General features: G+C 39.5%; 22 protein-coding genes and 2 pseudogenes. 22 read left to right on the top strand and 2 right to left on the bottom strand.

Features of this window, described 5'->3' with window-relative positions; all coding sequences use genetic code 11:
- Nucleotides 1–651: 651 nt before the first annotated feature.
- Nucleotides 652–2,208, bottom strand: a complete 1,557-nt coding sequence (locus tag ACXAD1_RS12565; RefSeq protein ID WP_474910191.1) for an amidase family protein — start codon at nucleotides 2,206–2,208, stop codon at nucleotides 652–654.
- A gap of 728 nt (nucleotides 2,209–2,936) precedes the next feature.
- Here ACXAD1_RS12565 and ACXAD1_RS12560 point away from each other — a divergent pair.
- The 3 genes from ACXAD1_RS12560 to ACXAD1_RS12550 all read left to right on the top strand — a co-directional run bounded on the left by ACXAD1_RS12560 (nucleotide 2,937) and on the right by ACXAD1_RS12550 (nucleotide 4,662).
- Complete coding sequence (locus ACXAD1_RS12560; protein ID WP_370221934.1) at nucleotides 2,937–3,386, top strand: GNAT family N-acetyltransferase; 450 nt, start codon at nucleotides 2,937–2,939, stop codon at nucleotides 3,384–3,386.
- A 144-nt stretch (nucleotides 3,387–3,530) separates the two neighbouring features.
- Nucleotides 3,531–4,016, top strand: a complete 486-nt coding sequence (locus ACXAD1_RS12555; protein ID WP_474910190.1) for a GNAT family N-acetyltransferase — start codon at nucleotides 3,531–3,533, stop codon at nucleotides 4,014–4,016.
- A 94-nt stretch (nucleotides 4,017–4,110) separates the two neighbouring features.
- Complete coding sequence (locus ACXAD1_RS12550; RefSeq protein ID WP_474910189.1) at nucleotides 4,111–4,662, top strand: hypothetical protein; 552 nt, start codon at nucleotides 4,111–4,113, stop codon at nucleotides 4,660–4,662.
- 325 nt (nucleotides 4,663–4,987) lie between these two features.
- Here the strand turns inward: ACXAD1_RS12550 and ACXAD1_RS12545 are convergent, their stop codons facing one another.
- The gene (locus ACXAD1_RS12545; RefSeq protein WP_206844501.1) at nucleotides 4,988–5,434 is read right to left on the bottom strand and encodes a hypothetical protein; all 447 of its coding nucleotides are present in this window, start codon (nucleotides 5,432–5,434) and stop codon (nucleotides 4,988–4,990) included.
- A 315-nt stretch (nucleotides 5,435–5,749) separates the two neighbouring features.
- On the opposite strand from ACXAD1_RS12545, the gene ACXAD1_RS12540 reads away from it, so the two are divergent.
- From ACXAD1_RS12540 to ACXAD1_RS12450, 19 genes and pseudogenes are all read left to right on the top strand, one after another.
- The gene (locus ACXAD1_RS12540) at nucleotides 5,750–6,166 is read left to right on the top strand and encodes an NUDIX hydrolase (RefSeq protein ID WP_474910188.1); all 417 of its coding nucleotides are present in this window, start codon (nucleotides 5,750–5,752) and stop codon (nucleotides 6,164–6,166) included.
- Between the two features lie 177 nt (nucleotides 6,167–6,343).
- The gene (locus ACXAD1_RS12535; protein WP_474910187.1) at nucleotides 6,344–6,802 is read left to right on the top strand and encodes a GNAT family N-acetyltransferase; all 459 of its coding nucleotides are present in this window, start codon (nucleotides 6,344–6,346) and stop codon (nucleotides 6,800–6,802) included.
- A gap of 189 nt (nucleotides 6,803–6,991) precedes the next feature.
- Nucleotides 6,992–8,265: pseudogene (locus tag ACXAD1_RS12530) on the top strand (IS110 family RNA-guided transposase).
- Between the two features lie 565 nt (nucleotides 8,266–8,830).
- Entirely contained in the window at nucleotides 8,831–9,199 is a 369-nt protein-coding gene (locus ACXAD1_RS12525) for a DUF2750 domain-containing protein (protein ID WP_474910186.1), read from the top strand.
- 82 nt (nucleotides 9,200–9,281) lie between these two features.
- A pseudogene (locus ACXAD1_RS12520) lies at nucleotides 9,282–10,047 on the top strand (substrate-binding domain-containing protein).
- A gap of 838 nt (nucleotides 10,048–10,885) precedes the next feature.
- Nucleotides 10,886–11,605 carry a GntR family transcriptional regulator gene (locus ACXAD1_RS12515; protein ID WP_474910185.1) on the top strand — a complete coding sequence of 240 codons (720 nt, stop codon included), beginning with the start codon at nucleotides 10,886–10,888 and terminating at the stop codon, nucleotides 11,603–11,605.
- Nucleotides 11,606–11,809: 204 nt separating this feature from the next.
- Nucleotides 11,810–12,895, top strand: a complete 1,086-nt coding sequence (locus tag ACXAD1_RS12510; protein ID WP_474910184.1) for an ABC transporter substrate-binding protein — start codon at nucleotides 11,810–11,812, stop codon at nucleotides 12,893–12,895.
- Between the two features lie 16 nt (nucleotides 12,896–12,911).
- On the top strand, nucleotides 12,912–13,988 hold the full coding sequence (locus ACXAD1_RS12505) for an ABC transporter ATP-binding protein (RefSeq protein WP_474910183.1): 1,077 nt from the start codon (nucleotides 12,912–12,914) through the stop codon (nucleotides 13,986–13,988).
- Nucleotides 13,989–13,993: 5 nt separating this feature from the next.
- Nucleotides 13,994–14,911, top strand: coding sequence for an ABC transporter permease (locus ACXAD1_RS12500; RefSeq protein ID WP_474910182.1), 918 nt, complete (start codon nucleotides 13,994–13,996; stop codon nucleotides 14,909–14,911).
- Nucleotides 14,908–15,708 (top strand): ABC transporter permease, encoded by an 801-nt coding sequence (locus ACXAD1_RS12495; protein ID WP_206839340.1) that lies wholly within the window; start codon nucleotides 14,908–14,910, stop codon nucleotides 15,706–15,708. The genes ACXAD1_RS12500 and ACXAD1_RS12495 overlap by 4 nt, the downstream gene beginning before the upstream one ends.
- Nucleotides 15,709–15,723: 15 nt before the next feature.
- Nucleotides 15,724–16,047: a (2Fe-2S)-binding protein gene (locus ACXAD1_RS12490; protein ID WP_206839341.1), complete on the top strand. Its 324-nt coding sequence runs from the start codon at nucleotides 15,724–15,726 to the stop codon at nucleotides 16,045–16,047.
- On the top strand, nucleotides 16,037–17,116 hold the full coding sequence (locus ACXAD1_RS12485; protein WP_474910181.1) for an NAD(P)/FAD-dependent oxidoreductase: 1,080 nt from the start codon (nucleotides 16,037–16,039) through the stop codon (nucleotides 17,114–17,116). Before ACXAD1_RS12490 ends, ACXAD1_RS12485 begins: the two co-directional genes overlap by 11 nt.
- A 20-nt stretch (nucleotides 17,117–17,136) precedes the next feature.
- Complete coding sequence (locus ACXAD1_RS12480; RefSeq protein ID WP_235192236.1) at nucleotides 17,137–17,475, top strand: (2Fe-2S)-binding protein; 339 nt, start codon at nucleotides 17,137–17,139, stop codon at nucleotides 17,473–17,475.
- Complete coding sequence (locus ACXAD1_RS12475; protein ID WP_474910180.1) at nucleotides 17,476–18,549, top strand: NAD(P)/FAD-dependent oxidoreductase; 1,074 nt, start codon at nucleotides 17,476–17,478, stop codon at nucleotides 18,547–18,549.
- An 87-nt stretch (nucleotides 18,550–18,636) separates the two neighbouring features.
- Nucleotides 18,637–18,972, top strand: coding sequence for a DUF1904 family protein (locus ACXAD1_RS12470; protein ID WP_474910179.1), 336 nt, complete (start codon nucleotides 18,637–18,639; stop codon nucleotides 18,970–18,972).
- Between the two features lie 77 nt (nucleotides 18,973–19,049).
- On the top strand, nucleotides 19,050–20,396 hold the full coding sequence (locus tag ACXAD1_RS12465; RefSeq protein ID WP_474910178.1) for a M20 family metallopeptidase: 1,347 nt from the start codon (nucleotides 19,050–19,052) through the stop codon (nucleotides 20,394–20,396).
- 47 nt (nucleotides 20,397–20,443) lie between these two features.
- On the top strand, nucleotides 20,444–22,000 hold the full coding sequence (locus ACXAD1_RS12460; protein ID WP_474910177.1) for an ABC transporter substrate-binding protein: 1,557 nt from the start codon (nucleotides 20,444–20,446) through the stop codon (nucleotides 21,998–22,000).
- A gap of 64 nt (nucleotides 22,001–22,064) precedes the next feature.
- Nucleotides 22,065–22,982 carry an ABC transporter permease gene (locus ACXAD1_RS12455; protein ID WP_227887513.1) on the top strand — a complete coding sequence of 306 codons (918 nt, stop codon included), beginning with the start codon at nucleotides 22,065–22,067 and terminating at the stop codon, nucleotides 22,980–22,982.
- 12 nt (nucleotides 22,983–22,994) lie between these two features.
- A complete protein-coding gene (locus ACXAD1_RS12450) occupies nucleotides 22,995–23,912 on the top strand; it encodes an ABC transporter permease (protein ID WP_474910176.1) in 918 nt (305 codons plus the stop codon).
- Nucleotide 23,913: the final 1 nt, after the last annotated feature.

Raw genomic sequence — 23,913 nt, 5'->3', positions numbered from 1 at the left:
AGCTACTACGGCTCAAATCTTTAAAAAAGCGGAAGATCTAGGTTTGGGATTGTGTCCGCTTGAACTGGGGCCTTATTTGTGAATGGAATATCTGGTCAGCCAGAGGATTATTCGGGGAATACTTTACCGGAATTCAAGCTCCATCTGGGTCTATTACAATAGCTCGGAGATACTGTGCGAAGATGATGATTTTCCAAAAGGCTTCTATCTTAGACGAATAAACGGCGTGTTATGGCTGCGGGTATACATTGCAGATTATCTGCACGTTTGGAATCCTAATGATCATTTTATCTTTTGTCAAACTTAGAGCTAAGAGGGATGTCTTTTCGATTAACGGGCAGTATACTTTGTTGCGTATGTTCAAGATCAACTGATAATCAGGCAGCTTAAACTTCGATTATTCAATAAGAATGATGCCTTTTCCTTATTCAACGGGTTTCTAATGTTAAAAGAAGGGGATCGCTTCAGCGATCCCTATTCTTAGATTATGGAAATAAAGAGATGGGCCCCAATTTGGAATAAGGAATAAAGAATTGATGTAAGAAAACTTCAGTACTCTGCTGAGTTCCTTTTTACAAAAAATGATGTAAAACTTGTTTTATTATCTCAAGACTTGCAGCGCTAGTGGACTGACCTCTTTCTAAGAAGTTCTTATTTTAGTTCAGGCTCTTTTCGATGGTTAGTTCCTTCTTGATAAGCGTAGGCAAGTTTAATCAATGTTGGCTCATCGAATTCTTTTCCTAGCAGCTCGAGCCCGACTGGAAGGCCGTTGTCACTGAAGCCAGCAGGAACCGTGATTGCAGGGAATCCTGAATAAGGACTTAAGCGATTAGCATTCCCTGCACCTTGGCTTTTGCCCACCTGTGCCGGTAAAGCACTCGAAGTTGGATAGAGTAGTGCATCAAGGTCATGTTCATTAAACGTTGCCATTAAGCTTTCCCTTGCCATTTTAGGACGATTGGTAACAATGTCTTGGTATTCCTCATCATTTTCCAAGGATTCTCTTTCATTTCGGGATTTTAATCCACTTTCCAAGCTTGGATGGAATTTCCCGCTATCTATAATATCTGATAATGTTCTTACAGGTGCATCCGGCCCAAGGCTAGCCAAATAATCATTTAACTGAAATTTAAATTCGTATCCGCTTAAGCTTGGATAAGAAAGAATTGGACTAAGCCTGGGAACGGTTACCTCGAACACTTCTGCTCCAAGTGCTTCCATGTCCGCAATCACTTGATCCATCACTTTATGGACTTTAGGATCAATCCCAAAAAGGTCGCGAATAACGCCTATCCGAGCTTTCTTTAATCCATTTTTCTTAAGATAATGAGTATAGGTTTTTGGAACTTTCCCGATACTGGCTTCAGTAGCTGGATCTGCTGGGTCATAGCCAGCAATTGCATCGAGCACGACAGCCACATCTTCAACCGTACGTCCCATCGGTCCGCCAACATCCTGTGATAGTGCAAGTGGAATGATTCCATCGCGGCTGGCAAGTCCCATAGTAGGGCGAAGTCCAACCAGGTTATTAAAGGACGAAGGTATTCGGATGGACCCGCCAGTGTCTGTCCCTAATCCGACAGCGGCAAAGTTGGAAGCTACCGCTGCTGCCGTACCACCGCTTGAACCACCTGGGTATCTTGTTAAATCATATGGATTATAGGTTTGTCCGCCAAGGGAACTAATTGTTTGGAATCCGAAAGCAAATTCATGCAGGTTTGCTTTCCCTAAGATGATAGCACCTTGATCTCTTAATCTTTTTGTTTGATAGGCATCATTTAGTGGGATGGAACCTTCAAGTGAAAGGGATCCTGCAGTAGTTTGCATATCATATGTATCATAGTTGTCTTTTAATATAACCGGAATTCCATGCAAGGGACCGCGAACTTTTCCCGCTTTACGCTCCTTATCTAGTTGTTTCGCTTCTTCTAATACATTTTCGTCAACTGTAATGATGGAGTTAATGCTGTCATCGTACTCCTCAATTCGGTTGAGATAGAATTGAACCAATTCCTCAGAGGTAAGCTCCCCCCTCTGCATCGCATGCTGCAATTCAAATATCGTCGCTTCCTCAATCTCAGCAGATAAAACTCTTTCAGCGACGGGGCTCGCTAAATTAGAAACAGCACCTGCTGGAGCTGCGTACAGCCCCAAAGCCATTACTAGAGCAGTGAAGAAAACTATAAATTTGTTATACCACTTTTCCATTTGGAACTCCTTTCATTTTTTGAATAATTTGAATATACCAATCTATAATTATACTGTATATAAGAGGAAGGTCATGAAAGACTAGGTTATATAGGGAATTAGAAGGATTCATTTTATTCCACCTGAACTGGCAGAAAAAATTCCGGTGCCTGGAACCGCCTTAAGTTTAGGTCCTTAATGATACATGTTGAAAAAATAGGTAGAATGAGGGGTATTCATCATTTAATTGACATGAATATTCACAGTTAGTGGATTTGATTAAACTACATAACTGTACTCATGTGGCCATAGAGAGCGTGAGTGTTTATTGGATGCCTATTGTGAATTTATTAGAAGCAGAGGATATTGCCCCTTTTTGCTGAATTCCTTATTCAACAAGAGGGGCAGGTTAGCACAAGAACCATTAACAATACAATGGGATTTTATAGTAAAATTTAACTTAGATATAAATAATCTCAGGAGGAGAAGTTGGTGATTTCAAATATCCTGTTTCCGTTATTATTATTAGCTATAATGTTAGGTTTGGGATTTTTATTATTTAAAATTGTTAAGGTGTCGAAGAAATAAAGAAATTATTCACGGTCCTTGTTGAACTAACAGGTACTTTTGTTCAACATCAGCAGCCAAACCAGGCGGCTTTTTTTGTTGAATAAAAGGGGCAGGTTTATGGAAGAAGGATTTATAATTAAGAATGAAGAATACAATTCATCGTTAGGAGTGATAAGATGTTGAAATATCGTAGAGCAAACCTGAACGATATTGAAAAAATGGTTGAGCTAAGAAAAAAACAATTAGTTGATGAGGGGTTAGAACCAAGTATTGATATTGATAAGGAACTATCAGTTTTCTTTAAAGATAAGTTAAGTGAGGGCAGGCTTATCCAATGGCTTGTAGAAGATGATGATGAAATTATAGCTTGTGGTGCAGTAATTTTTTATGATTTCCCACCCAGCTATACCAATAAAACTGGAAAAAAGGCATATATTGCAAATATGTACACTAACGAAAATTACCGAGGTCAAGGCATTGCAAAACATCTATTATCAAAATTAGTTGAAGAGGTCAAGTTATCTGGTATACGAAGAATCTGGCTTGGTGCATCAGATATGGGAAGACCTGTATATAAGAAGTTTGGGTTTAAGGAAGCTGACGAATATTTAGAATTAAGTATTATTTAACAGCCCAGAAGGAAAGCAGGCAATGCCCAAATAAGCATTGCTTTTTCTTATTCGATAAAAGGGGAAGGTTTATTGAAGAAGGACTGATAGATTGTTTATGTCGAATATTAAATAATAGAATTCTTAAAAGGGTTGGGATTCACATTGATTTCCTTTCGTAGCATTGACCTATCAAAAGATTCAAAAACGATAATTAAGTTCAGAAGAGATTCATATGTAATCAGTTTTGGTGACTATAATTTATTTGGAGATAACGAAAGTTACCTAAAAAAGATTGAAGATAGGCTTGTGAAATTTCCAGGCGGTATTGTTCTTGTAGAAAACAATGGTAAACCAGTGGGGCAAGTTGAGTTGCAAATTAAGGCATTTGATAGCATGAGGGTTGGATATGTTAACTTATTTTACCTTATCCCAGAATATCGTGGTAAAGGGTATGGGTCTAACCTGATTGCGTATGCGGAACATTTTTTTCAAGAAAATAATATCATTGAGTATCAATTAAGGGTATCCACTACTAACAAAAGGGCAATACGGTTTTATCAAAAACAGGGCTTTAATTTTCTCAGGATAGAAGAGGAAGATACTGTTCCAAGAATTCGAATGCAAAAACGTATATCTCCACTTTTTTAACCAAGTAGCTGCAAGAGCTAAAGATTCAGTGGGATCGACATCTCTTTTTTATTCGACTAAAGGGGCATTTTAGTTGTATTAATGGGGGAAAAAAATGAAAATGCTTAATGCAATAATTCTGGCTTTTCTTGTCTGTGCCATCGACACATCAGTGGGAGCGGAGGGGAATATTCCACAAGGAGCACAAGAATTTGCTGATAAATTTTTCTATGAGATCGTCGCAGAGGAACTTCATGCGGAGCATTCAAACACATTCAATTTGAATCCCGACTCTGAAAATATTACTTTTGGGCCTCTATATGAACAATACTATGTTACTTCGGAATTTATTACAGAAAAGAATCCTGACCTGTCTAAAGGCATTGGTCCTTCTAATGAGTATTTGGCCGTAGTTTACCAAGACGGTAAGCCTGTAAACGTTATCGGCACCAATAAAAATGAAGCAGGACTATTCGAGCTCTCCACTTTTGGTTTCAGTTATGAATTAGCACAAAAGATGGGTAAGTTTAAAGGCGGGGAAATCATGCTCTTTGAAGGACCAGTAGATGCCTGGTATACCTTCAATGGGAAAAAATTAAAACCTTTAAATGATAATGCTAAAGAACTGATGAAAGAGAAAAATCTGTTGGCGAATATCAAAAAATAATACACAAAAGATACAAGTATGTAAATAACAACCCAGAAATGGGTGGAGGTTATGGGATGCAAGAGAACAACGGAAACAGTGATAATTTTGTTCTGTATTCCGTTATTGGTATTTTAGGCATTACGTCACTAGGTCTGTTTTTTTTCAGACATAGAAAGATAAAAAATAACCAAATGTAAAAAAACTAATGGAATGTCCGTCGCTCATTTCGGAATAATACGGTATTCTGGACAATTATTTGCTTTTTAAGATTGAAACGTTAAATAAGAACATCTTAAATAACCTCTACTGGCTTATATAATGCAATCTAAAATTTTTCAATATTTTAAACTTTTTCATACCATATTTCAAAAATATAAGCAATTAAGGCTATTGTAACAAAAATTAAAAATAAACTTAAATTACTTATTGTAAGGTGAGCCATTTTCCTTGCTTCAACAAATTTAAGTATCACCCAAGCACCAAATGTATCAATAACAATATTTGTTGCAAGGTATAACCAAAAGTTTCTGAATGTAAAATAAAAAATCCATATTGTAGTTATAAAGAATGCTCCGTACGCAAAGCTCACATTTGTTATGTATCCCCAGGGCACTATCGCTTCTTTGATTTGCCACAACTTATATGTATAGCCTATTTCATAGACGATGGTTACTAATAATGCAGTAAATATTGTTACTGGCATGTACCTTTTGATTCCTTCTTTTTTTAAAAAAAATAATGTTAACCATGGAATAATTAATAGTAACCATAATATCAGTTTATTGGACATTATATTCACACCACCTTATACTTCTATATTGCATTATTTGCAAAAAGTAGTGATTTAATGTATTACACCTTTGTTATTTAGTGACCATTAACTCTAATAAAATGTTAGTACAAAATTTACTTAATATAAATAAAAAAGTAACTCATTCAATTTTTCTTTATAAACATTTAGAGTGTAGAGTAGATTGTGAAAAAAGTACTTAAAGTAACGTGTACTTATATTCAAGATCAGCTGCTGAATCAGTCAGCTTTTTCTTATTTAACAAAAGGGGCAGGTTAGTTAAATATATTTGACTAATAGAAAGAGGAGTTAATTGTGAAGAGAGTAGATGTTGTATATTCGTTTATTTATGACGAAATATCAGAGAAGGTTTTAATGGTTAATAATCGACATTCAACTTGGTCTCTACCAGGTGGGGCGGTTGAAAAAGGTGAGACGTTAGAACAGGCAGTTATCCGAGAAACAAAAGAAGAAACTGGTTTAGTAGTTGAAATAAAAAATATTATTGCAGTTAATGAAGCGTTCTTTTCTAAACAAGGTCATCACGGATTAATGATTACATTTGGGGCAAAAGTTATTGACGGAGAAATTACAATTAAAGATAAAAACGAAATTGCAGAAATAAAATGGGTAGACATAAATACTGCAAATAATTTAATGCCTTATCATCCAGGTGGAGTAGGGGACTTATTAAAATCCTCTACTCCTTACTTTTTTCAAGGTGAGTGTTAATAAATTTTATTCAGTTAACAGGTGCATATATTCAAAACCAACTGCCAAATCAGGTGGCTTTTTCTTTTTTAACAAACGGGGCAGGTTTGAAGAAGGATTTTTAATAAAGTCTCGAGAATGGTCTTAATTTACTCGAGAAAGGTCTTAATTTAAATAAAGCTTTTTTCGGAGGAAGATATGGAAGAGTTTAAAGTGAAGCAATTAAAAAGTTTGTTTTATATTGATTTAACCCATTTGGTTAAGGAAAGCAAAGAAGAGGGTTTTCGATTTCTTGAAAGATTAGTTAATGATTATGAAAATGGTACTAATAACTTTAATAAACCTGGGGAATCTTTATATGGTTTGTTTAACAAAGAAGGTGTATTAGTTGCTATTGGAGGGCTTAATATAGATCCATTTTCGGATGATGAAAAAGTTGGACGGTTGAGAAGGTTCTATGTTATTAAGGCTTATCGAAGGAATGGTCTGGGAAGAATTTTGTTAACTCAAATAATTGACGATGCAAAACTTTTTTATAAGGTTTTAGTACTTCATACAGATACAGAACAAGGAGACAAGTTTTATACTTCACTTGGATTTTCAAAGGAAAATATTTATCCAAAATCAACACATTATTTAAGCCTATTTAATATGTGAAATGTTATATAAAAAAACTGGTGCGTTATATAATCCAGCTGCTAAACCAGGTGGATTTTTCATTTTGAACAAACGGGGCAGGTTAGCATTCCTGTAGATCGTTATTTCTGAGCTTTGAAAAAAATAGGGCTCCTCAGTAAGATATGAGTAAGACACGACTCTAACTCAAACTTAGGAGGAACCCTTACTATGAAGTTTAAAATGCAGGACAAACAAAATCAACTAATAGAAAGAATTACTGATAAACATCTTGTGGTTGGTGTGGATATTGCACAACAATTTCACGTAGCCAGAGCAGTGAATTTCCGTGGGATTGTAGTAGGAGATCCAATCACTTTTCCAAACAACGAAGAGGGATTTTCGTCCCTGTTAATCTGGATTAATAGCATTAAAGGATTACATAAACTTGAGGCTGCCATAGTTGGTATGGAACCTACCGGTCATTATTGGATTAACCTTTCTAAATGGCTGATGAAACAAGATATTGAGGTAGTGACAGTTAACCCTTATTTAGTGAAAAGAAATAAAGAAAACCGTGATAATACCCAATCAAAGAGTGATAAAAAAGACGCTCTTGTAATAGCAGATATGGTGAAGAACGGTTACTATGCCTTTGTAAGGGATACTTCTGAGTCGTTTGAAAAGCTCAGGGTACTTATGTCGAATCGGGATGTCATTGTTAAGAGGCTTGTAAGCTCGATTAATCAATTGAATCGCTGGGTGGATATTGTCTTCCCCGAGCTTAGACAAGTATTTAAAGACATCACTGCTAAAGGGGCCATCGCAACACTTCGGCTTTTCCCATCTCCGATGGAACTGGGTTCCATGAAGCCTGAAGAGATCGTGGCCGGGTGGAAGTTACTGATGAAGCGACAGCCTGGATTAAAGAAAGCCTATTTACTCCTCAATGTAGCCAGGAAATCAGTTGGTACAAGGCAAGCATTAGAAGCTTATAAATTTCATCTTGAACAATTACTCGAAGAGTATGACCTTGCGGTTCAACAACTTGAAAGAGTTGAGCTGGCAATCAAGGATGAACTCCCTAAAATCCTTTCGCGAATAAGTTACTTATGATTAAGGGAATTAGTGAAATTTCGTTAGCTGGTATTTTAGGGGAAGCAGGAGATTTAAGTGGTTTTTCACACGGCAACTCTTTACTTCGCCATGCAGGACTCCATCTAGCCGAAGCCAGTTCAGGGAAGTGGAAAGGGCAAATTATCATTTCAAAGCGTGGAAGATCAAGGTTAAGACGTTTCCTCTATTTAGCTACTATGAGTCTGGCAATGAACAACCCAGAATTTAAAGCACTCCACTCGAATAATGTTAAGGTCAAGAAAATGAAAAAAATGAAATCTATAATGAAGCTGATCGGGAAGTTAGCTAGGATTTTTGTAGGGATTGCGCGGAAAAACGAAGCTTATTGTGCCAAGAAGGTCCAGCCGTTAACTGAGTTGGCAGCGTAGTTCAATTCACTTTTTCTCGAAGAGAATCATTACCCCTTATATTTTTAAAGATCGAGTGTTGGCTTTTTCGCAGGATTTCAAATATGTACGGAGTACCAGGTTTGTTCCACAAAAGGGCCCTGACCCATCAGGTTAGCATAACTGGCCTCCACCCCTTGGATAGGCATGACGAAGGAATGAGAGGGCAATTGACCCGTTGAGACATGGGAGGGAAAGCCTCCAAGGGCTGGCGTGGAGAAGTACATCATATGGTAGAATTTGGAGTATAATCCTACTCCTCTATTTAACTATGTCTTCACGTAGCCATTTGTCCAGAATCTACTCTTTTCAATTTAGTAATATATATCCATGGGGGATGAAATCCTGCGAATAAGCGGCATTCGTGAGTAAACCGTATTAAACTGAGGGAGTTGAATAAGGTATTTGGTTAATTTATCATGACTGGATTTTGAATTGTAAGAAAGGATGATCATGTAACTAACTATTCTCGGAAATGAAATAAAAGTAGTAACTTTCTATATAATTTGATATATTTTTAAATAATTATCGTAAAGGAATGGCTAATATGAAATTAATTAAACGATTTATTTTAAACCGGCCAGCTGAAAAGCGGCTTGCATATTTTTATGGTATGGTTACAACGGATGAACAGGTGTGGTTACTACGTGATGAAAATGGCGATCTATTATGCTTAGAAGATGATGGGGAATATGCATTTTTACTACCTGTTTGGCCAAGCAGGAGCTTTGCTGAAATGAAGGCTGCCAATTTAGATGAGTCATACGAAGCGTTCAACATTCCACTTTCAAGTTTTTTAGACGATTTACTAGTTGATATTGAAAATGACGGTGGTGCCACAGCGGTTTTCCCCAACGAAAACGATACAACCATTCAAAAACGTGATGAAATAAAGGAAATGATTCGCAATTTATAGCTAAAAAAATGCTCACATTAAATAGGAAAGTGTAATAAGTGAGTTCAATTCTTTTGTAGAATTTGAGTATGTTATCTAACTAATGGGTGCAGAGTTGAAGATCAGGGCTGTTATTTTGGCGGGTAAGCGCTTTTTAACTCATGTCCAAAGTGTTCTAGACAAATTGGACGAAGCTCGCAGTGCCGTTCATGATAATGAAAATCTAAGCGGTACCTTGACGATAAGTGCCAACGAGGTTCTTTGCGCCTATCGGCTTCCAGTTGTCTTCATGCTATTTCGTTCGCGCTATCGGGAGTTCGTCTCATCTTCCGCTCTATTCCAAATCAGGAACTCAAGCAAACGCTTTTTGAGGGAACCGCGGATGTCGTCTTATGCTGGACGAAACCATTCTCTCAACGGGGCTTACAGTGGAACCGTTACTGGAAGAAACTTTCCGCTTTTTCGTGTCACCAGATTATCCTCTCGCGAAACTAGCTGTACTACAGCTGGAAGATTTTCACGGAGAAGTGTTCCTGGTCAATGAAAAAGGTTGTACCTATCGAACCATGTTTGACCGGTCATTTGAGAAGAAGGGCATTGATGATATTACTTATTTAGAGTTTCAAAATGCCGAAGCCATTAAACAATGTGCAATTACGAGAATCGGCATAGCCTTTCTTCCGGAAATAACAGTGGAAGCCGAAGTTGAACGGGGTGAACTTGTTGCTCTACCATGGCAAATTCCGGACTTGCACGTATATACACATATGGCATGGCATATAGACAAATGGCTTTCACCAATCATATTATCTTTCATAGAAGCAGCAAGAGAAGTTATAGCTATTGAGGAGGTGAATAGAACTGCTTAGCCTATTCAGCGATATTTTCGTTGGCAAACTAATTGATACTTTCTATCAGGAAATGTAATAATAAGGCATCTGGGTGTGATAACTAAGATGCTATACTTATACTCCTCTTTAAATAATGAGGTATTTTTGTAGTTTTATTTAATAGAAGGTTCTAACAGCCACTTACTAAGGTAAGAGTTTCACTTAGACTATACCACCCCGTTACTTTAAGTATATTTCTTCACAAGCTCTTCAAAATATTAACATAGATACCCATTTTTCTTAAAGATATTATTCAGCAATTTGGCCATAATGTTGTGTCGCCATGGAGGGCTCATGAGACCCAAAATTCATTAAGTACATAAATTCCCTCTTCATAAGGGGCAAGGAGAATTGATCTCTGGTAATAAAGACGAAATGCCGAATCAAGCCAGCAAAATGGGAGTTAATCAAAGGGAATAAAGACGAAATGCCGAATCAAGCCAGCAAAATGGGAGTTAATCAAAGGGAATAAAGACGAAATGCCGAATCAAGCCAGCAAAATGGGAGTTAATCAAAGGGAATAAAGACGAAATGCCGAATCAAGCCAGCAAAATGGGAGTTAATCAAAGGGAATAAAGACAAATCCCGAAGCCAGCCAGCAGAAGGGGCGTTAAACCAGAAGCAACAGCGCTGAAACTAGGCTATTAGTTAAAACTGGGGATAAATCAGATCCTTGTGTGTACTGAACAATACTGTAAATTATATACTCGTTCTAAATATTAAATTTTCAAAAAATATTGACAACTATCCAAAAAACAGATAAATTATAAAATAATATAAAGTTATAACATTATATTCTTTCAAGGGAGATACATAGATGCAGATAGATAAGAGTTTACATATACCCCTATATAGACAAGTAGAACAGATTCTGGAAGAAAAAATCATATCCGGAAAATGGGAGGTTGGGAGCCAGCTGCCGACTGAGCAGGAGCTGTCAGATCGATTCGATGTCAGCACCATTACGGTTAAAAGAGCTGTGATTGAGCTTGTGAATAAAGGTTATCTCTTCAGACAGCGTGGCAAGGGAACCTTTGTATCCGGAGCTGCTAAAGAGCAGGACCTCAATTCCATTATTTCGCTTTCCACCGGTTCGGAACAGGAACATCCGCATGAAATGCTGAGCTTTAAATATGAAACAGCAGGTTCTGAAATTGCGCAGAAGTTAAGGATTGATCCTGAGGATGAGGTGATCAAAATTGAGAGATTAAAAGTGGAAAACAATGATCCTCTCGCGCTGGAATATACCTATCTTCCGGCGGATAAATGTCAGGGGCTTACACCTGAGATGATCAATAACGACTTAATTTTTAACATCTTAAAAAATAGATTCCATATAGCGCTAAACCGGGCTAAGGTATTTATCCGGCCTTATATTCTTCCCAGTCACCAGGCAAAGCTGCTTCATGTGGAACCGGGCACTCCGGTGTTTGAGTGGGAGCGTACTACATACACAAAGCAGGAAGACATCATTGAGTTCTCCAAATTCTATATCCGCAGTGATAAAGAGGTTTATTATACAGAGGTTCAATTGTAAAAAAAATTGCTGAAAGCCCATAGGACAATTTATAAATATAAAAGATATAAAGTTATAATATTATATCTTTATATTTTATATAGAAATCAATCTCTTTCTATAGATTGATCTAAATTAAAAAGGGGGTATCGGTTTTATCAAGTCTTCATCTTAGAACAGCTCCTTAAGTTCACGAAAGCAAAAATAAACGAGGGGGAAAATGAGTTGAAAAAGAAAGCTTATTTAATTGTATTGCTTTGTTTATTGCTTGTCACGGCTGCAGGATGCAGCGGCAAAACAGGAAGTTCTGCTGATGAAGGATCAGGAAAAAGTGATGAAAAGACACTTGTCTTAGCGGCATATGGAGGAAGCTATGAGCAAAAGATGAAGGAGGACTTGATCCCTAAGTTTGAGAAAGAGCATGGCGTAAAGGTGAAATATATTACGGGAAGCTCTGTTGATACCTTATCCAAGCTTCAGGCACAAAAGGATAATCCTCAAATTGATGTAGCTTTCCTTGATGATGGACCTCAAGCTCAGGCAAAGGCGTTTGGATTGCTGGCACCATTGGATGAAAGTGTTGTTACGAATCTGGCAGATGTCTATGATATTGCAAAAGACAAAGATAATGTTGGTGTTGGATTTGGAATCATTTCAACCGGCTTGGCTTATAACAAGGATGTCTTCGAACAGAATGGCTGGGAACCGCCTGCATCATGGAATGATTTGGCCGATCCGAAGTATAAAGGAAAACTCGTACTGCCTTCCATTGCCAATACGTATGGAGTTCATTTTCTGCTCATGACTGCGATTGCCAATGGCGGAGATGAAGAAAACATTGAACCAGGCTTTGAAAAAATGAAGGAAATTGCCAAAAACGCGATCACTTTTGATAAAACGGCCGACGTATCCAACTACTTCCTGCAAGGGCAGACAGTTGCAAGTGCATGGGGAAGCAGCCGGGTGTTTACCCTTCAGGATAGCGGATTCCCGATTGAGTATGTCATTCCGGAAGAAGGGGCTCCAGCCTTGATGGCCACGGTCAGTGTGGTGAAGGATGCTCCAAATGGGGATCTTGCTCAGGAATTTGTCAATTTTGTTCTGGATGAAGAAGCACAGCTTCTATTTGCCAACTCCTTGTTTGACGGTCCGGTTAATAAGAATGTGAAGCTTGAAGGAGACATCGTCGATAAGGTGGCTTATGGGGAAGAGGAGATTGCCAAATTGATCAAAGTTGACTGGGAAACTGTTAATGCAAAACGGGCAGAGTGGACAGAACGGGCCAATAAAGAAATCGAAGTAGCCCATTAAAAGAGAGGGGAAACGAATGAGTTACTTAAGCCTGGAAAACGTGGTTAAGACATTTAATAAAACAGAAGTCGTTAAAAAGCTCAGCCTTGACATCCAAAAAGGGGAACTGGTCTCCTTTTTGGGGCCTTCGGGCTGCGGAAAAACGACAACACTAAATATGATCGCCGGATTTTTGGAAGTGGATGGCGGGAAGATTGAGGTGGACGGCAAACCCGTTCACCTGCTTCCTCCCAATAAAAGAGAAATGGGCATGGTGTTCCAAAACTATGCTTTGTTTCCGCACATGACGGTTTTTGATAATGTCGCCTATGGGCTTAAGCTCCGTAAAGTGCCAAAAAGTGAAATCAGCAAAAGGGTGTTTGAAGCATTGGAGATGGTTCGTCTGGCTGGCTATGAAAAACGTTATCCAATGGAACTTTCCGGAGGGCAGCAGCAGCGTGTTTCATTGGCGAGGGCCCTGGTCATTAAGCCGAAGGTCCTTCTTCTGGATGAGCCATTGAGCAATCTTGATGCCAAGCTTCGCCAGGAAATGCGTGAAGAAATTGTTGATATCCAAAAGCAGGTGGGGATCACAACGATATTTGTCACACATGACCAGGAGGAAGCATTGGCCATATCGGACCGTATTGCGGTCATGTATGAGGGCCGGATTGAACAGGTTGATGATCCGGCATCCATCTATAACCATCCAAAGACTGACTTTGTGTCTCAGTTCATAGGGGAAGTCAACCACATCCAGGGGAAAGTCCTGGAAACCTATGAAAATAAGAAATGCAAAATGCACTTTTTTGGGAATGAACAGATTGTTTCAGTCCCATCTGTAAAAAATTCCGAAGTTCACTTTTTCATCAGGCCGGAAAAAATCCAAATCGCTTTAGCCGGATCAAATGAAAGAAATGAGGCTTTTCAAACTAGGGTGGAACGTAAAATGTTTCTCGGAGCCAAGACAAGATACATTTTGAAGGTACATGATCGGCATCTGATTGCAGATATTTCCAATACCGTATTAAATCCTACCGAAATTAAAGAAGGAAACAGTGTCTACACGTATTGGAACCCTGAAGACCTGTTGCCTTCCAGAATGGCGAGGTGAATCACATGCAAGCCGGAATCGGAACGGAACATGACTTATTGCTTCAGCAAAAGAAAAAGAATTTGAATAAAAAACGGCTTGATACGTGGCTGCTTTTGCTTCCGACGCTGGGAATCTTCATTTTCTTCTTCTTGCTGCCATTGTTTTTCTTATTTATTACAAGCTTTAAAAATTTTGATGCGAGCACCGGAGTGGGTAATGAGTGGACACTCCAGAACTACATCAAGTTCATGTCAGATCCTTTTTACCTTGGAGTAGTCTGGCGCACGGTGAAAATCGCTCTTTTAACAACATTGATTACGATCCTTATCTCTTACCCGGTAGCTTTTCAGATTTCCAGGTCAAAAGGAAGAGCCAGAAATTATTTAACCCTTCTGGTGCTTTCCCCGCTTCTGATCAGCATGGTTATCCGCTGCTACGGCTGGGTGATTCTTTTATCCAACAATGGTGTAGTCAACAATACACTATTAAAGCTGGGCTGGATAGATCAGCCTTTAACCCTCTTATACACCGAATTGAGTGTGGTCATTGGGATGGTTCATGTATTATTTCCGTACATGGTGCTGAGCATCATGGGTTCACTCGAAAAAATAGACCCTTCTGTCATCAGAGCCTCGCAGAATCTTGGGGCCAGCTCCTTCAGAACTTTCTTTTCCATTTTGCTTCCGTTAACCTTGCCTGGTGTTTTTGCCGGATCGGTTATGGTGTTCAGCTTAAGCGTTAGCTCATTTGTTACACCTGCCATTTTAGGCGGCCCGCAGGTGAAGGTTATGTCCTATTTAACGTATGAACAAGTAGCTGTGATGCTGAACTGGCCGTATGGAGGCGCAATTGGCTTCCTGTTAATCCTGATTGCCACCATTACCATCATCGCATACAGCAAAATCCTTGCCAGGTCTGAGAAAGGAGTGGCCATACAATGAGCAGGAAGCTGCCCAAGTATTTCTTTAATTTTGTTTGTATACTGGTTTATATTTTCCTGCTGGCTCCCATCGTGGTTGTATTGCTTTCTTCCTTAACGACTACCGAATACATTGTATTCCCGCCAGAAGGCCTGACCCTCAGATGGTACACAGAATTAATTGAACATCCGGAATTTATGCAGTCCTTTACGCTGAGCATTATTGTGGCGTTCGGAACCGCCATTATTTCCACCGCCATTGGCACATTGGCATCTCTTGCGGTCGTCCGGCGCCAATTTAAAGGGAAGTCAGCGATTGTTCAATTAGTGGGTTCGCCTCTCTTGATTCCATCGGTTGTGTTTGGTGTGGCTCTCTTGCAGTTTTACTCATGGATTGGTTTGGCTGCGAGCCCGCTTGCATTAATTTTGGGTCACATCATCTTAACAGTTCCTTTTGTGATGCGCCTGGTTGTTGCCAGTTTAGTAGGTTTTGACCGTTCTATCGAACAAGCGGCCCTGAACCTTGGTGCTGGCCCGATGAAGGTTTTCTTTCAAATCACTCTGCCGATCATTAAATCAGGCGTGATAGCCGGAGCCATTTTTGCCTTTATTACTTCATTTGATGATTTAACAGTTGCCTTATTCATTGTCAGCACTGACGTTGTGACACTGCCAGTGCGGATCTACACATACATGCAATATCAATATGATCCGATTATTACATCCGTATCAAGCATCATGATTCTTTTCACTGTCGTATTAATGCTCATAATTGAAAGAGTGCTAGGTGTTGGGAAAGTGTTTTCCTCGAAAAATTAGATAGGAGAGGTCTTTATGCACATTGAGAAACATCCCGTTCTGGGCAGGCAGCTTCAAAAGCCTGTAACCATTTATTTCAATGACCAGCCATATCAGGCCTATACGCAGCAATCTGTCGCTGCCGCGTTAATGGCAAATGGAATTAAGAAATTGGGTGTCAGCCGAAAGCTGGTCCAATCCAGAGGATTATTCTGTTCGCGGGGGAGATGCTGCAGCTGCTATATGACCATTGATGGGGAGGACCATGTACGGAGCTGTATGACAGAAGTTGAAGATGGCATGCGAATATACCCGAATATGGATGATCCCGAGATAAGGAGAGAGATTGATGAAGACTGATGTACTGATCATTGGAGGCGGTCCTGCAGGTCTATCAGCAGCAATTGAGACAGCATCAAGGGGACTGGATGTAACCATTGTTGACGAAGCTTCCCAGCTTGGCGGGCAGCTAAACCAGCAGACTCAAGTGATGCGTCAGCTTCCATCTGTATATGAACCTATGCGTGGCTTTGAATTGGCCAATAAACTAATTGAGCAAATTAAGGGTTGTAATGTAAGACCGCTCCTTAATCACCGTGTGGTTGGATTTTACGCAGATGGAAGTGCCGGAATTACCGATGAAGATAATGTATTCCCGGTAAAAGCAAAAAAGATTATTGTGGCTTCCGGAGCGGCTGAAAAGGCTGTGGCATTTCCAAAATGGACCATGCCGGGGATTATGACAATCGGTGCTGCACAGACAATGATCAATCGTGATTTTGTGTTGCCTGGGAGTGAAGCTGTTATTGTGGGCTCAAGTGATTTTGCCATGGAAACGGCAATGCAGCTGATGGCTGTGGGCACTCGGGTGAAAGCGATCATAGAAAAACAAAGTGAAGCTTTAGCAAAAGAGCAGGAAAAAGTGAGTGAACTGTCAAGGAATGGAATTCCATTTTATTTTAATAGTTTTATAAAAGAAGCAAGAGGAAATGGGCAGGTGGAACAGATTGATATTGAGCTGCCGGATGAAGTCATAACCCTGAATGTAGACCTCGTTTGCATTGACGGAGGCAGGGCACCTATACTGGATGTATTTTACCAGCTGGGCTGTTCCTTTGGGTTTCAAGAAGAGCTGGGCGGCTGGGTTCCGCAATATAATAATAGTTTACAAACCGGCAGAGGGGATGTATTTATAGCCGGGAATGCGGCTGGCATCAGCACCCAGGGTCCGTTGCTTTTAACAGGAATGATTGCCGGCATCAGTGTAAGTGAAGAACTGCAGGCAATCAGCCATGCAGAGGCCAATGAGATGAGAGAGGCACTTTGGAAAGAACTCGGATTATTGGAGTACAGAGAAGTGTATAGCGGAAGAGTCAAGCATCTCGAGAACTTCGCAAGCCCGGTACTGAAAGATCAATTTATCTCCTAGATAGGAAAAGAGAGAAGAAGGTGAATAAGTTGGATAAAACGACGATCATCTGCAGATGTGAAGAAATCAGCTGTGAAGAAGTGGAAGAGGTTATCAGCAATGGTGGAAGGACCTTTGATGATGTGAAGAGGATTACCCGCTGCGGAATGGGTCCTTGCCAGGCTAAAATCTGCACCAGCATGGTGGCAGAAATTATTCACCAGCAGACTGGGCTGTCACCTTCAGAGATTCCGCTGCCGAGAATGCGGATGCCGTTATCCCCTATTAAGCTTGAAACACTGGCAACGAACAGTACATCCTTTAGTACCGTCAAGTCTGTTCTTGATGAGGTGGAATTGGAAGAAGGGAAGGTGAGGTAATTGGAAACCAATTATGAAACAATTGTTATCGGAGGGGGTGTAGTGGGCAGCGGAATTGCTTACCACCTTTCTGAGCGGTACAAAGAAGGCGTGCTTGTGCTTGATAAAAAATACCCCATGTCAGGAACATCCGGATCCACCCAGGCCTGGGTATGGGTACATAATAAAACACCTTCCTGGTATGCGGAATTTAATATGTACAGTGCCGAACTCTATCCTTATCTGTCTAAAAAGATCGGGGACGTTGAATACAAGCGGACAGGAGGGCTATCGCCTTTTTTCAATGAAAGTGACCGTGAAAAGGCACAGAAGCTCGCGGAATCCTACCGGAAAATCGGCATCAAAATTAAAGTATTATCCAGAGAAGAAGTTCTCGAAAAAGAGCCCTATATGAATCCGGAAGTAGCAGGGGCTACCTACAGCTCCATTGATGGCAATGTCAATCCATTTCGCTTGATTGATATGTACATGCGAGCAGCTAAAAGAAATGGCGTCCAGTATTCTACTTATAATAAAGTAACAGAGATTAAAAAGCAGGATGGAAAATATTCAGTTATATCAGATAAGGGTGCGTTTGAATGTAAAAACCTTATTCTTGCTGGCGGAACCTGGTCAAGAGAAATCGGTGAGATGCTTGGAGTTAAGATTCCAGTCAACCAATTAAGAGGGCAGATCCTGGTGTCTGAACCATTGAAGCCTTTCTTAAATTTTACAATCAGCGGATTAAGGCAGGCAAACAATGGGGAAGTTCTGATGGGGTATTCAATGGAAGAAGCAGGCTTTAATCGGGCAACAACTCTTGATGTGATTCAGGAAACAGCCAATATGGCAGTCCGTTATGTTCCTGGATTAAGAAAAGCCAAAATTGTCCGCGCCTTTTCCGGAATCCGGGCAATGCCTGAGGACGGCTTTCCGATTCTCGGTAAAGTACCCGGTCATGAAAACCTTTATGTAGCAGCGACCCATAGCGGAGTTACACTTTCTCCCTTAATAGGAACGTTAATAACAGAATTAATCATGGATGGAGAAACAGCCATACCAATCGACAGGTATTCTTTAAGCAGATTTGGTTAGAGTGAATGTTATTAAGTTATAATATTATAACTTTTTTATTCCAGTTGTCAGGAAAAATATTATGTAAATTAAATTGGAGGAAACAGGATGCCGCATTTGTTTATAAGGGGAATTTCAGTGGATCAGACGAAGGAAATCAGTACACAGCTGGTGAAGGATTTGGCTGAGCTTTGTGACTGCGGAGAAGATAACTTTACATTGGAGGTTTTGAACTCAACCTTTGTGTTTGATAAAAATGAAGTTCCAGCATATCCATTTATAGAAGTAAAATGGTTTGACAGGGGCAAGGCAGTTCAAAATCAATTTGCCGGGATTGTTTCGAATCATGTTCAGTCGCTTGGAGTGCAGGAGGTAGAAGTCGCATTTTCAGCCTTTTTAGAGGCGGATTATTATTTGAATGGGAAGAGTTTTGCGGAAGAGTGAGCAATGAAGCAAAAATTATAATGTTATATTTTTATAATTTGGATTCCTGAAGTGTTACCGGAAGGGGAAACTTGATCATGAATAAAGTCTATCAATTTATTGAGGAAAACTCAGATATATATATTGAATGGCTGATTGAAGCATGCAATCAGCCTAGTGTTTCAGCTCAAAATAGAGGGATGCTAAAGATGAAAGAACTTGTAAAAACTTTTTTGCAAAGAGTGGATGCAAGTGTAGAAGAGATTGAAACGGAGGGTTTTCCAATTATTTTTGCCCATCTTGATAGTGAAAAGGAAAAGACATTAACTTTCTACAATCACTATGATGTGCAGCCTGAGGACCCTGTTGACCAATGGCTAAGTGATCCCTTCAAGGCAGACATAAGAAATGGCCAAATCTTTGCACGTGGTGTTGCGGATAACAAGGGTAATCTTATAGCCAGAATTTGCGCCGTACATGCATACCAGCAGGTGTATGGAAAACTGCCGATAAATATCAAATTTATATTTGAGGGAGAGGAAGAAGTAGGAAGCCCTCATTTGGAATACTTTGCAAACCAATACCCTGATAAGTTGGAAACTGATGGCATTATTTGGGAAGGTGGTACTCGAGGGGTAAAGGATCGGAGACCACATGTTGGTTTAGGAGTTAAGGGAATTTGCTATGTTGAGCTAATTTGCAAAGGAGCCAAATTTGATCTTCATTCCTCTGAGGCTGCAATAATAGAGAACCCTGCATGGAGATTAATATGGGCGCTAAACTCACTAAAAGATGAACAGGAAAAAATTTTAATTGAGGGCTTTTATGACGATGTGATTTCACTTAGTGAAAAAGATAGAACCTTCATTCAATCGATGGATTTCAATGAGGAGGAAATAAAGAATCTATATGGCATAAAAAGCTTTCTAAAAAATGTTACTGGAAATGAATTGAAAGAAACTCTAACCGCTGAACCAACCTGTACTATTTGCGGTATAAATTCGGGCTATACAGGGGAAGGCTCCAAAACAGTCCTGCCATCGACTGCAGTGGTTAAGCTTGATTTTCGCCTAGTACCGAACCAGACACCTGAAAAAATAGCAGATTTATTAAGGAAGCATTTAGATCAGAACGGGTTTCATGATATAGAGATAAGGCAATCTCACGGGATTCATCCGTTTAACACTGATCCATCTAACCGTTTCGTTGAAGTTGTGCTTGAAAGTGTAAATCAAATTTATGTTGAACCGCCAGTTATTCTGCGAAACTTAGCAGGTTCCAGCCCTATGTATAAAATGCTGAAAAATACCGGCATTCCTGCGGTGCAAATTGGTGTAGCCAATTTGCAGTCAAACTACCACGCTCCAAATGAAAATATTTTTATTGATGACTTTATTCAAGGCATTAAAGTGACTGCAGCAGTGATGAAGAATTTCAGTCAATAGTTAATTATCTGAAATTTCTAAAAAATAATAACAGGGGGAAAATGTAAATGAAAAAAACATTAAATTATCTAATTGTTTTTTTGCTTATTACAGTAATAGTTATTTCTGGCTGCAGCAGTAACACTGAATCTACTGGCGGTAATGATAATGGAAAAGAAGGAAGTGAGAAAACAACTCTAGTAATTGCCCAAAGTGCTGATATAACAACTTTAGATCCTCAAAATTCATTAAGTACAAATGGAGATCGTGTTTTCAGGAACATGTTCAGCAGATTGTTTAATCGTGATAATAAAATGGAGATTCAGCCTGAACTTGTTGAAAAATATGAAAATATCGATGATGTTACCTGGCAATTCAAATTAAAGGAGGGTGTTACTTTCCATAATGGGGACCCATTAACAGCCGAAGATGTTAAGTTTAGCCTTGAAAGAGTAATGAATGATGAATCTTTAAAGGAGTATCCTTATTTCACTCAGATTAAGGAAGTAAATTCCATTGATGAATTAACTGTTGAAATTGTGACAGATGGGCCTATGCCAACGTTATTGAGGTTATTGGCAAAAAGCGGTGCGGATGTCATTCCCAAAAAATACTTCGAGGAAGTAGGACTTGAGGAATTTCAAAAGAACCCAATTGGTTCAGGGCCATACAAATATGTTGATTGGAAACGGGATGATAAAGTCGTCCTCGAAGCTTATGATGATTATTTTGGTGATAAACCAAAATGGAAAGAAGTTATAGTCAGGGCAATTCCTGAGAGCTCTACCCGTGTAGGAGAATTGCTGACTGGAGGCGTAGATATTGCAACCGACATTCCTCCTAATGAGTGGGATCGAGTGAATGGAGAGAGCGGAATATCTCTTGTAAACGGGGATACCACACGTGTGATGCTTTTAATGCTTCGTCATACAGAGGGTACTGTTACCGCGGATCCAAAAGTTCGGGAAGCCATTGATCTTGCTATAAATGAGCAGGCTATTGTTGATTCTGTATTAAAGGGAACTGCTGTACCAGTTCAATCCCGAGTACCAGAAGGCGTATTAGGATCAAATCCAGATTTGTATGATTCTTATGTGTATGATTTAGAAAAAGCGAAGAGCCTCTTAGCAGAGGCAGGGTATAAAGATGGGCTGGAACTGACATTTACAGCACCTAAGGGCAGGTATCCGCTGGATGGTGAAGTAGCACAATTGGTTGCGAGCATGCTTGGAGAAGCAGGGATTAAAGTGAATTTACAATTACTTGAGTCCAGCGCCTTCCTGGATGTATATAACTCCAAATCTAATAAAGAATTAATCATGATAGGATTGGCGGATGGCCTTCTCGATGCATCTTACTCATTAGTTCATTACACAAAAGAACGTGCAGCCGGGCAAACAGATTATTTTAACGAAGAAGTTGAGAAGCTTTTTCACGATGCGGGCCGTAATCTAAATGAAGATGAGAGGGTACAGCAATATCAAAAAATTCAAGAGATTGTAGCTGAAGAAAGACCTCACATTTTTCTTTTCCAGCAGGGAGCCAACTATGGGGTTAGTAATAATGTACAATTTGAACCAAGGTTGGATGAAGTCATAAACTTCTCAGATATTACTTTAAAATAATACTATTTGCGGGGCTGGAAAGTTGAAAGGTCCAGTCCCGTTTCATAATATAGGAGGTCTCGCCTTGAAAAAGTATCTTTTAAGAAGATTTCTGCAAATAATACCAGTCCTATTCATAATCACCTTTGTTGTATTTGTATTGGTATATTTGGCAGGCGACCCAGTCTCTTTAATGCTGCCTGAAGATGCTTCTGAAGCAGATAGAGAGGCTTTGAGAGAAGCCTTAGGTTTAAATGAGCCTTTTGTTTATCAGTATTTTCATTTTATTGGAGATTTGATCACTGGAAATTTTGGAACATCTTTCAGATATAATCAGGAGGCATTGCCCTTGGTTTTAGAGAGGCTTCCAGCAACATTTGAATTAGCTGCAGCTTCGATGCTGGTAGCTATTATTATCGCAATACCCTTAGGTATATATTCAGCAAAAAAGAGAAATAGCTTCATTGACTTATTTATTACAGGTGGATCTGTGCTCGGAAAAGCGATGCCGAATTTCTGGCTTGGAATCATGCTTATATTAATATTGGCCGTAAATTATCAGCTATTCCCCGTTTCCGGCAGAGGATCGGTTATGCATATGGTTTTACCTGCGATAACCCTGGGAACTGGCATCGCAGCTGAAATGACAAGGTTAATTAGATCAAGTATGTTAGAAATTTTAAATCAAGATTATATTCGTACAGCTAAAAGTAAAGGTGCAAGTGAAATGAGCGTAGTTTTTAAGCATGCTTTCCGGAATTCATTAATCCCCGTAGTAACCATAATGGGGCTGCAAGTGTCACATCTTGTCAGTGGAGCACTAATAACTGAAACTGTCTTTTCATGGCCAGGGTTAGGTCTGCTTTTGGTTCAAGCAGTTAATGGAAGAGATATGGCTGTCGTCCAAGCTGCCGTTTTTGTGATTGCCATATTGGTTATTATTGTGAACCTGCTTACTGATATCGCATATCGTGTTTTGGACCCAAGAATTAATTATTCATAGGAGGTGTATCTCGTGGAAGCAGAAGTAAAAATAAGTTCCGAAACGACCATAAGCACCGTCCAGAGAAGAAAACCATGGGTGAGATGGATAAAGCTGCTGCTTCAAAGCAAAACAGGAACTGTCGGGTTCTTCATTGTTTCTTTAGTTATATTTGTTGCTGTATTCGCTGATATTTTGGCTCCACATGATCCAGCATCGAATAATTTGGGTGATATGCTAAAGCCCCCTGTGTGGCTGGATGGCGGTTCACAAAATTATATTCTAGGAACAGATAATTTAGGGAGAGATATATTGAGCCGTATTATTTATGGCTCCCGTGTTTCCTTGCTTGTTGGGGTTTTTTCTGTTATCTTAGCCGGTTTCATAGGCATAATAATCGGACTAATAGCAGGCTATTATGGTGGAGTTATAGATAACTTATTAATGAGAATTGTAGATTCATTCCTGGCGATTCCAAGCATTCTTTTTATCCTTGTCGTTCTTGCCGTCTTTGATCCTAGTATTTTGGTTCTGGTTATTGTAATTGGATTAACTAATTGGGTTACATATGCCAGAGTTGTCAGGGGAGAGGTCTTAAGCATTAAAGAAAGGGAGTTTGTCAAGGCTTCAAAATCAATAGGTACAAATAGTTTAACCATTATGCTGCAGCATATCCTTCCTAACATCCTTTCTTCATTTATTGTGATATCAACCTTAAGCGTTGCTACGACTATCGTTTTAGAAGCATCGCTAAGTTTTCTTGGATTGGGGATTCAGCCTCCGGATGTTTCCTGGGGCGGAATGTTAACAGATGGAAGAAACTATCTGGCAACTAATTGGTGGCTTGCTACCTTTCCTGGCATTGCCATAACAATTACAGTCCTTGGGATTATCTTTTTGGGGGACTGGCTGCGGGATGTGCTTGATCCACGAACACAGGTGAAAAAATAGG

Source organism: Cytobacillus sp. ABV4_503 (assembly GCF_056158445.1).
The sequence above is the reverse complement of the archived record's forward strand: the minus strand, read 5'-3'. Positions and strand labels throughout refer to the sequence as shown.

Excerpts from the sequence above, each read along its gene's own strand:
- ACXAD1_RS12565 (WP_474910191.1), bottom strand. The coding sequence starts at position 2,208 with ATGGAAAAGTGGTATAACAAATTTATAGTTTTCTTCACTGCTCTAGTA.
- ACXAD1_RS12550 (WP_474910189.1), top strand. The coding sequence starts at position 4,111 with ATGAAAATGCTTAATGCAATAATTCTGGCTTTTCTTGTCTGTGCCATC.
- ACXAD1_RS12545 (WP_206844501.1), bottom strand. The coding sequence starts at position 5,434 with ATGTCCAATAAACTGATATTATGGTTACTATTAATTATTCCATGGTTA.
- ACXAD1_RS12535 (WP_474910187.1), top strand. The coding sequence starts at position 6,344 with ATGGAAGAGTTTAAAGTGAAGCAATTAAAAAGTTTGTTTTATATTGAT.
- ACXAD1_RS12525 (WP_474910186.1), top strand. The coding sequence starts at position 8,831 with ATGAAATTAATTAAACGATTTATTTTAAACCGGCCAGCTGAAAAGCGG.
- ACXAD1_RS12515 (WP_474910185.1), top strand. The coding sequence starts at position 10,886 with ATGCAGATAGATAAGAGTTTACATATACCCCTATATAGACAAGTAGAA.
- ACXAD1_RS12505 (WP_474910183.1), top strand. The coding sequence starts at position 12,912 with ATGAGTTACTTAAGCCTGGAAAACGTGGTTAAGACATTTAATAAAACA.
- ACXAD1_RS12500 (WP_474910182.1), top strand. The coding sequence starts at position 13,994 with ATGCAAGCCGGAATCGGAACGGAACATGACTTATTGCTTCAGCAAAAG.
- ACXAD1_RS12495 (WP_206839340.1), top strand. The coding sequence starts at position 14,908 with ATGAGCAGGAAGCTGCCCAAGTATTTCTTTAATTTTGTTTGTATACTG.
- ACXAD1_RS12490 (WP_206839341.1), top strand. The coding sequence starts at position 15,724 with ATGCACATTGAGAAACATCCCGTTCTGGGCAGGCAGCTTCAAAAGCCT.
- ACXAD1_RS12485 (WP_474910181.1), top strand. The coding sequence starts at position 16,037 with ATGAAGACTGATGTACTGATCATTGGAGGCGGTCCTGCAGGTCTATCA.
- ACXAD1_RS12470 (WP_474910179.1), top strand. The coding sequence starts at position 18,637 with ATGCCGCATTTGTTTATAAGGGGAATTTCAGTGGATCAGACGAAGGAA.
- ACXAD1_RS12465 (WP_474910178.1), top strand. The coding sequence starts at position 19,050 with ATGAATAAAGTCTATCAATTTATTGAGGAAAACTCAGATATATATATT.
- ACXAD1_RS12460 (WP_474910177.1), top strand. The coding sequence starts at position 20,444 with ATGAAAAAAACATTAAATTATCTAATTGTTTTTTTGCTTATTACAGTA.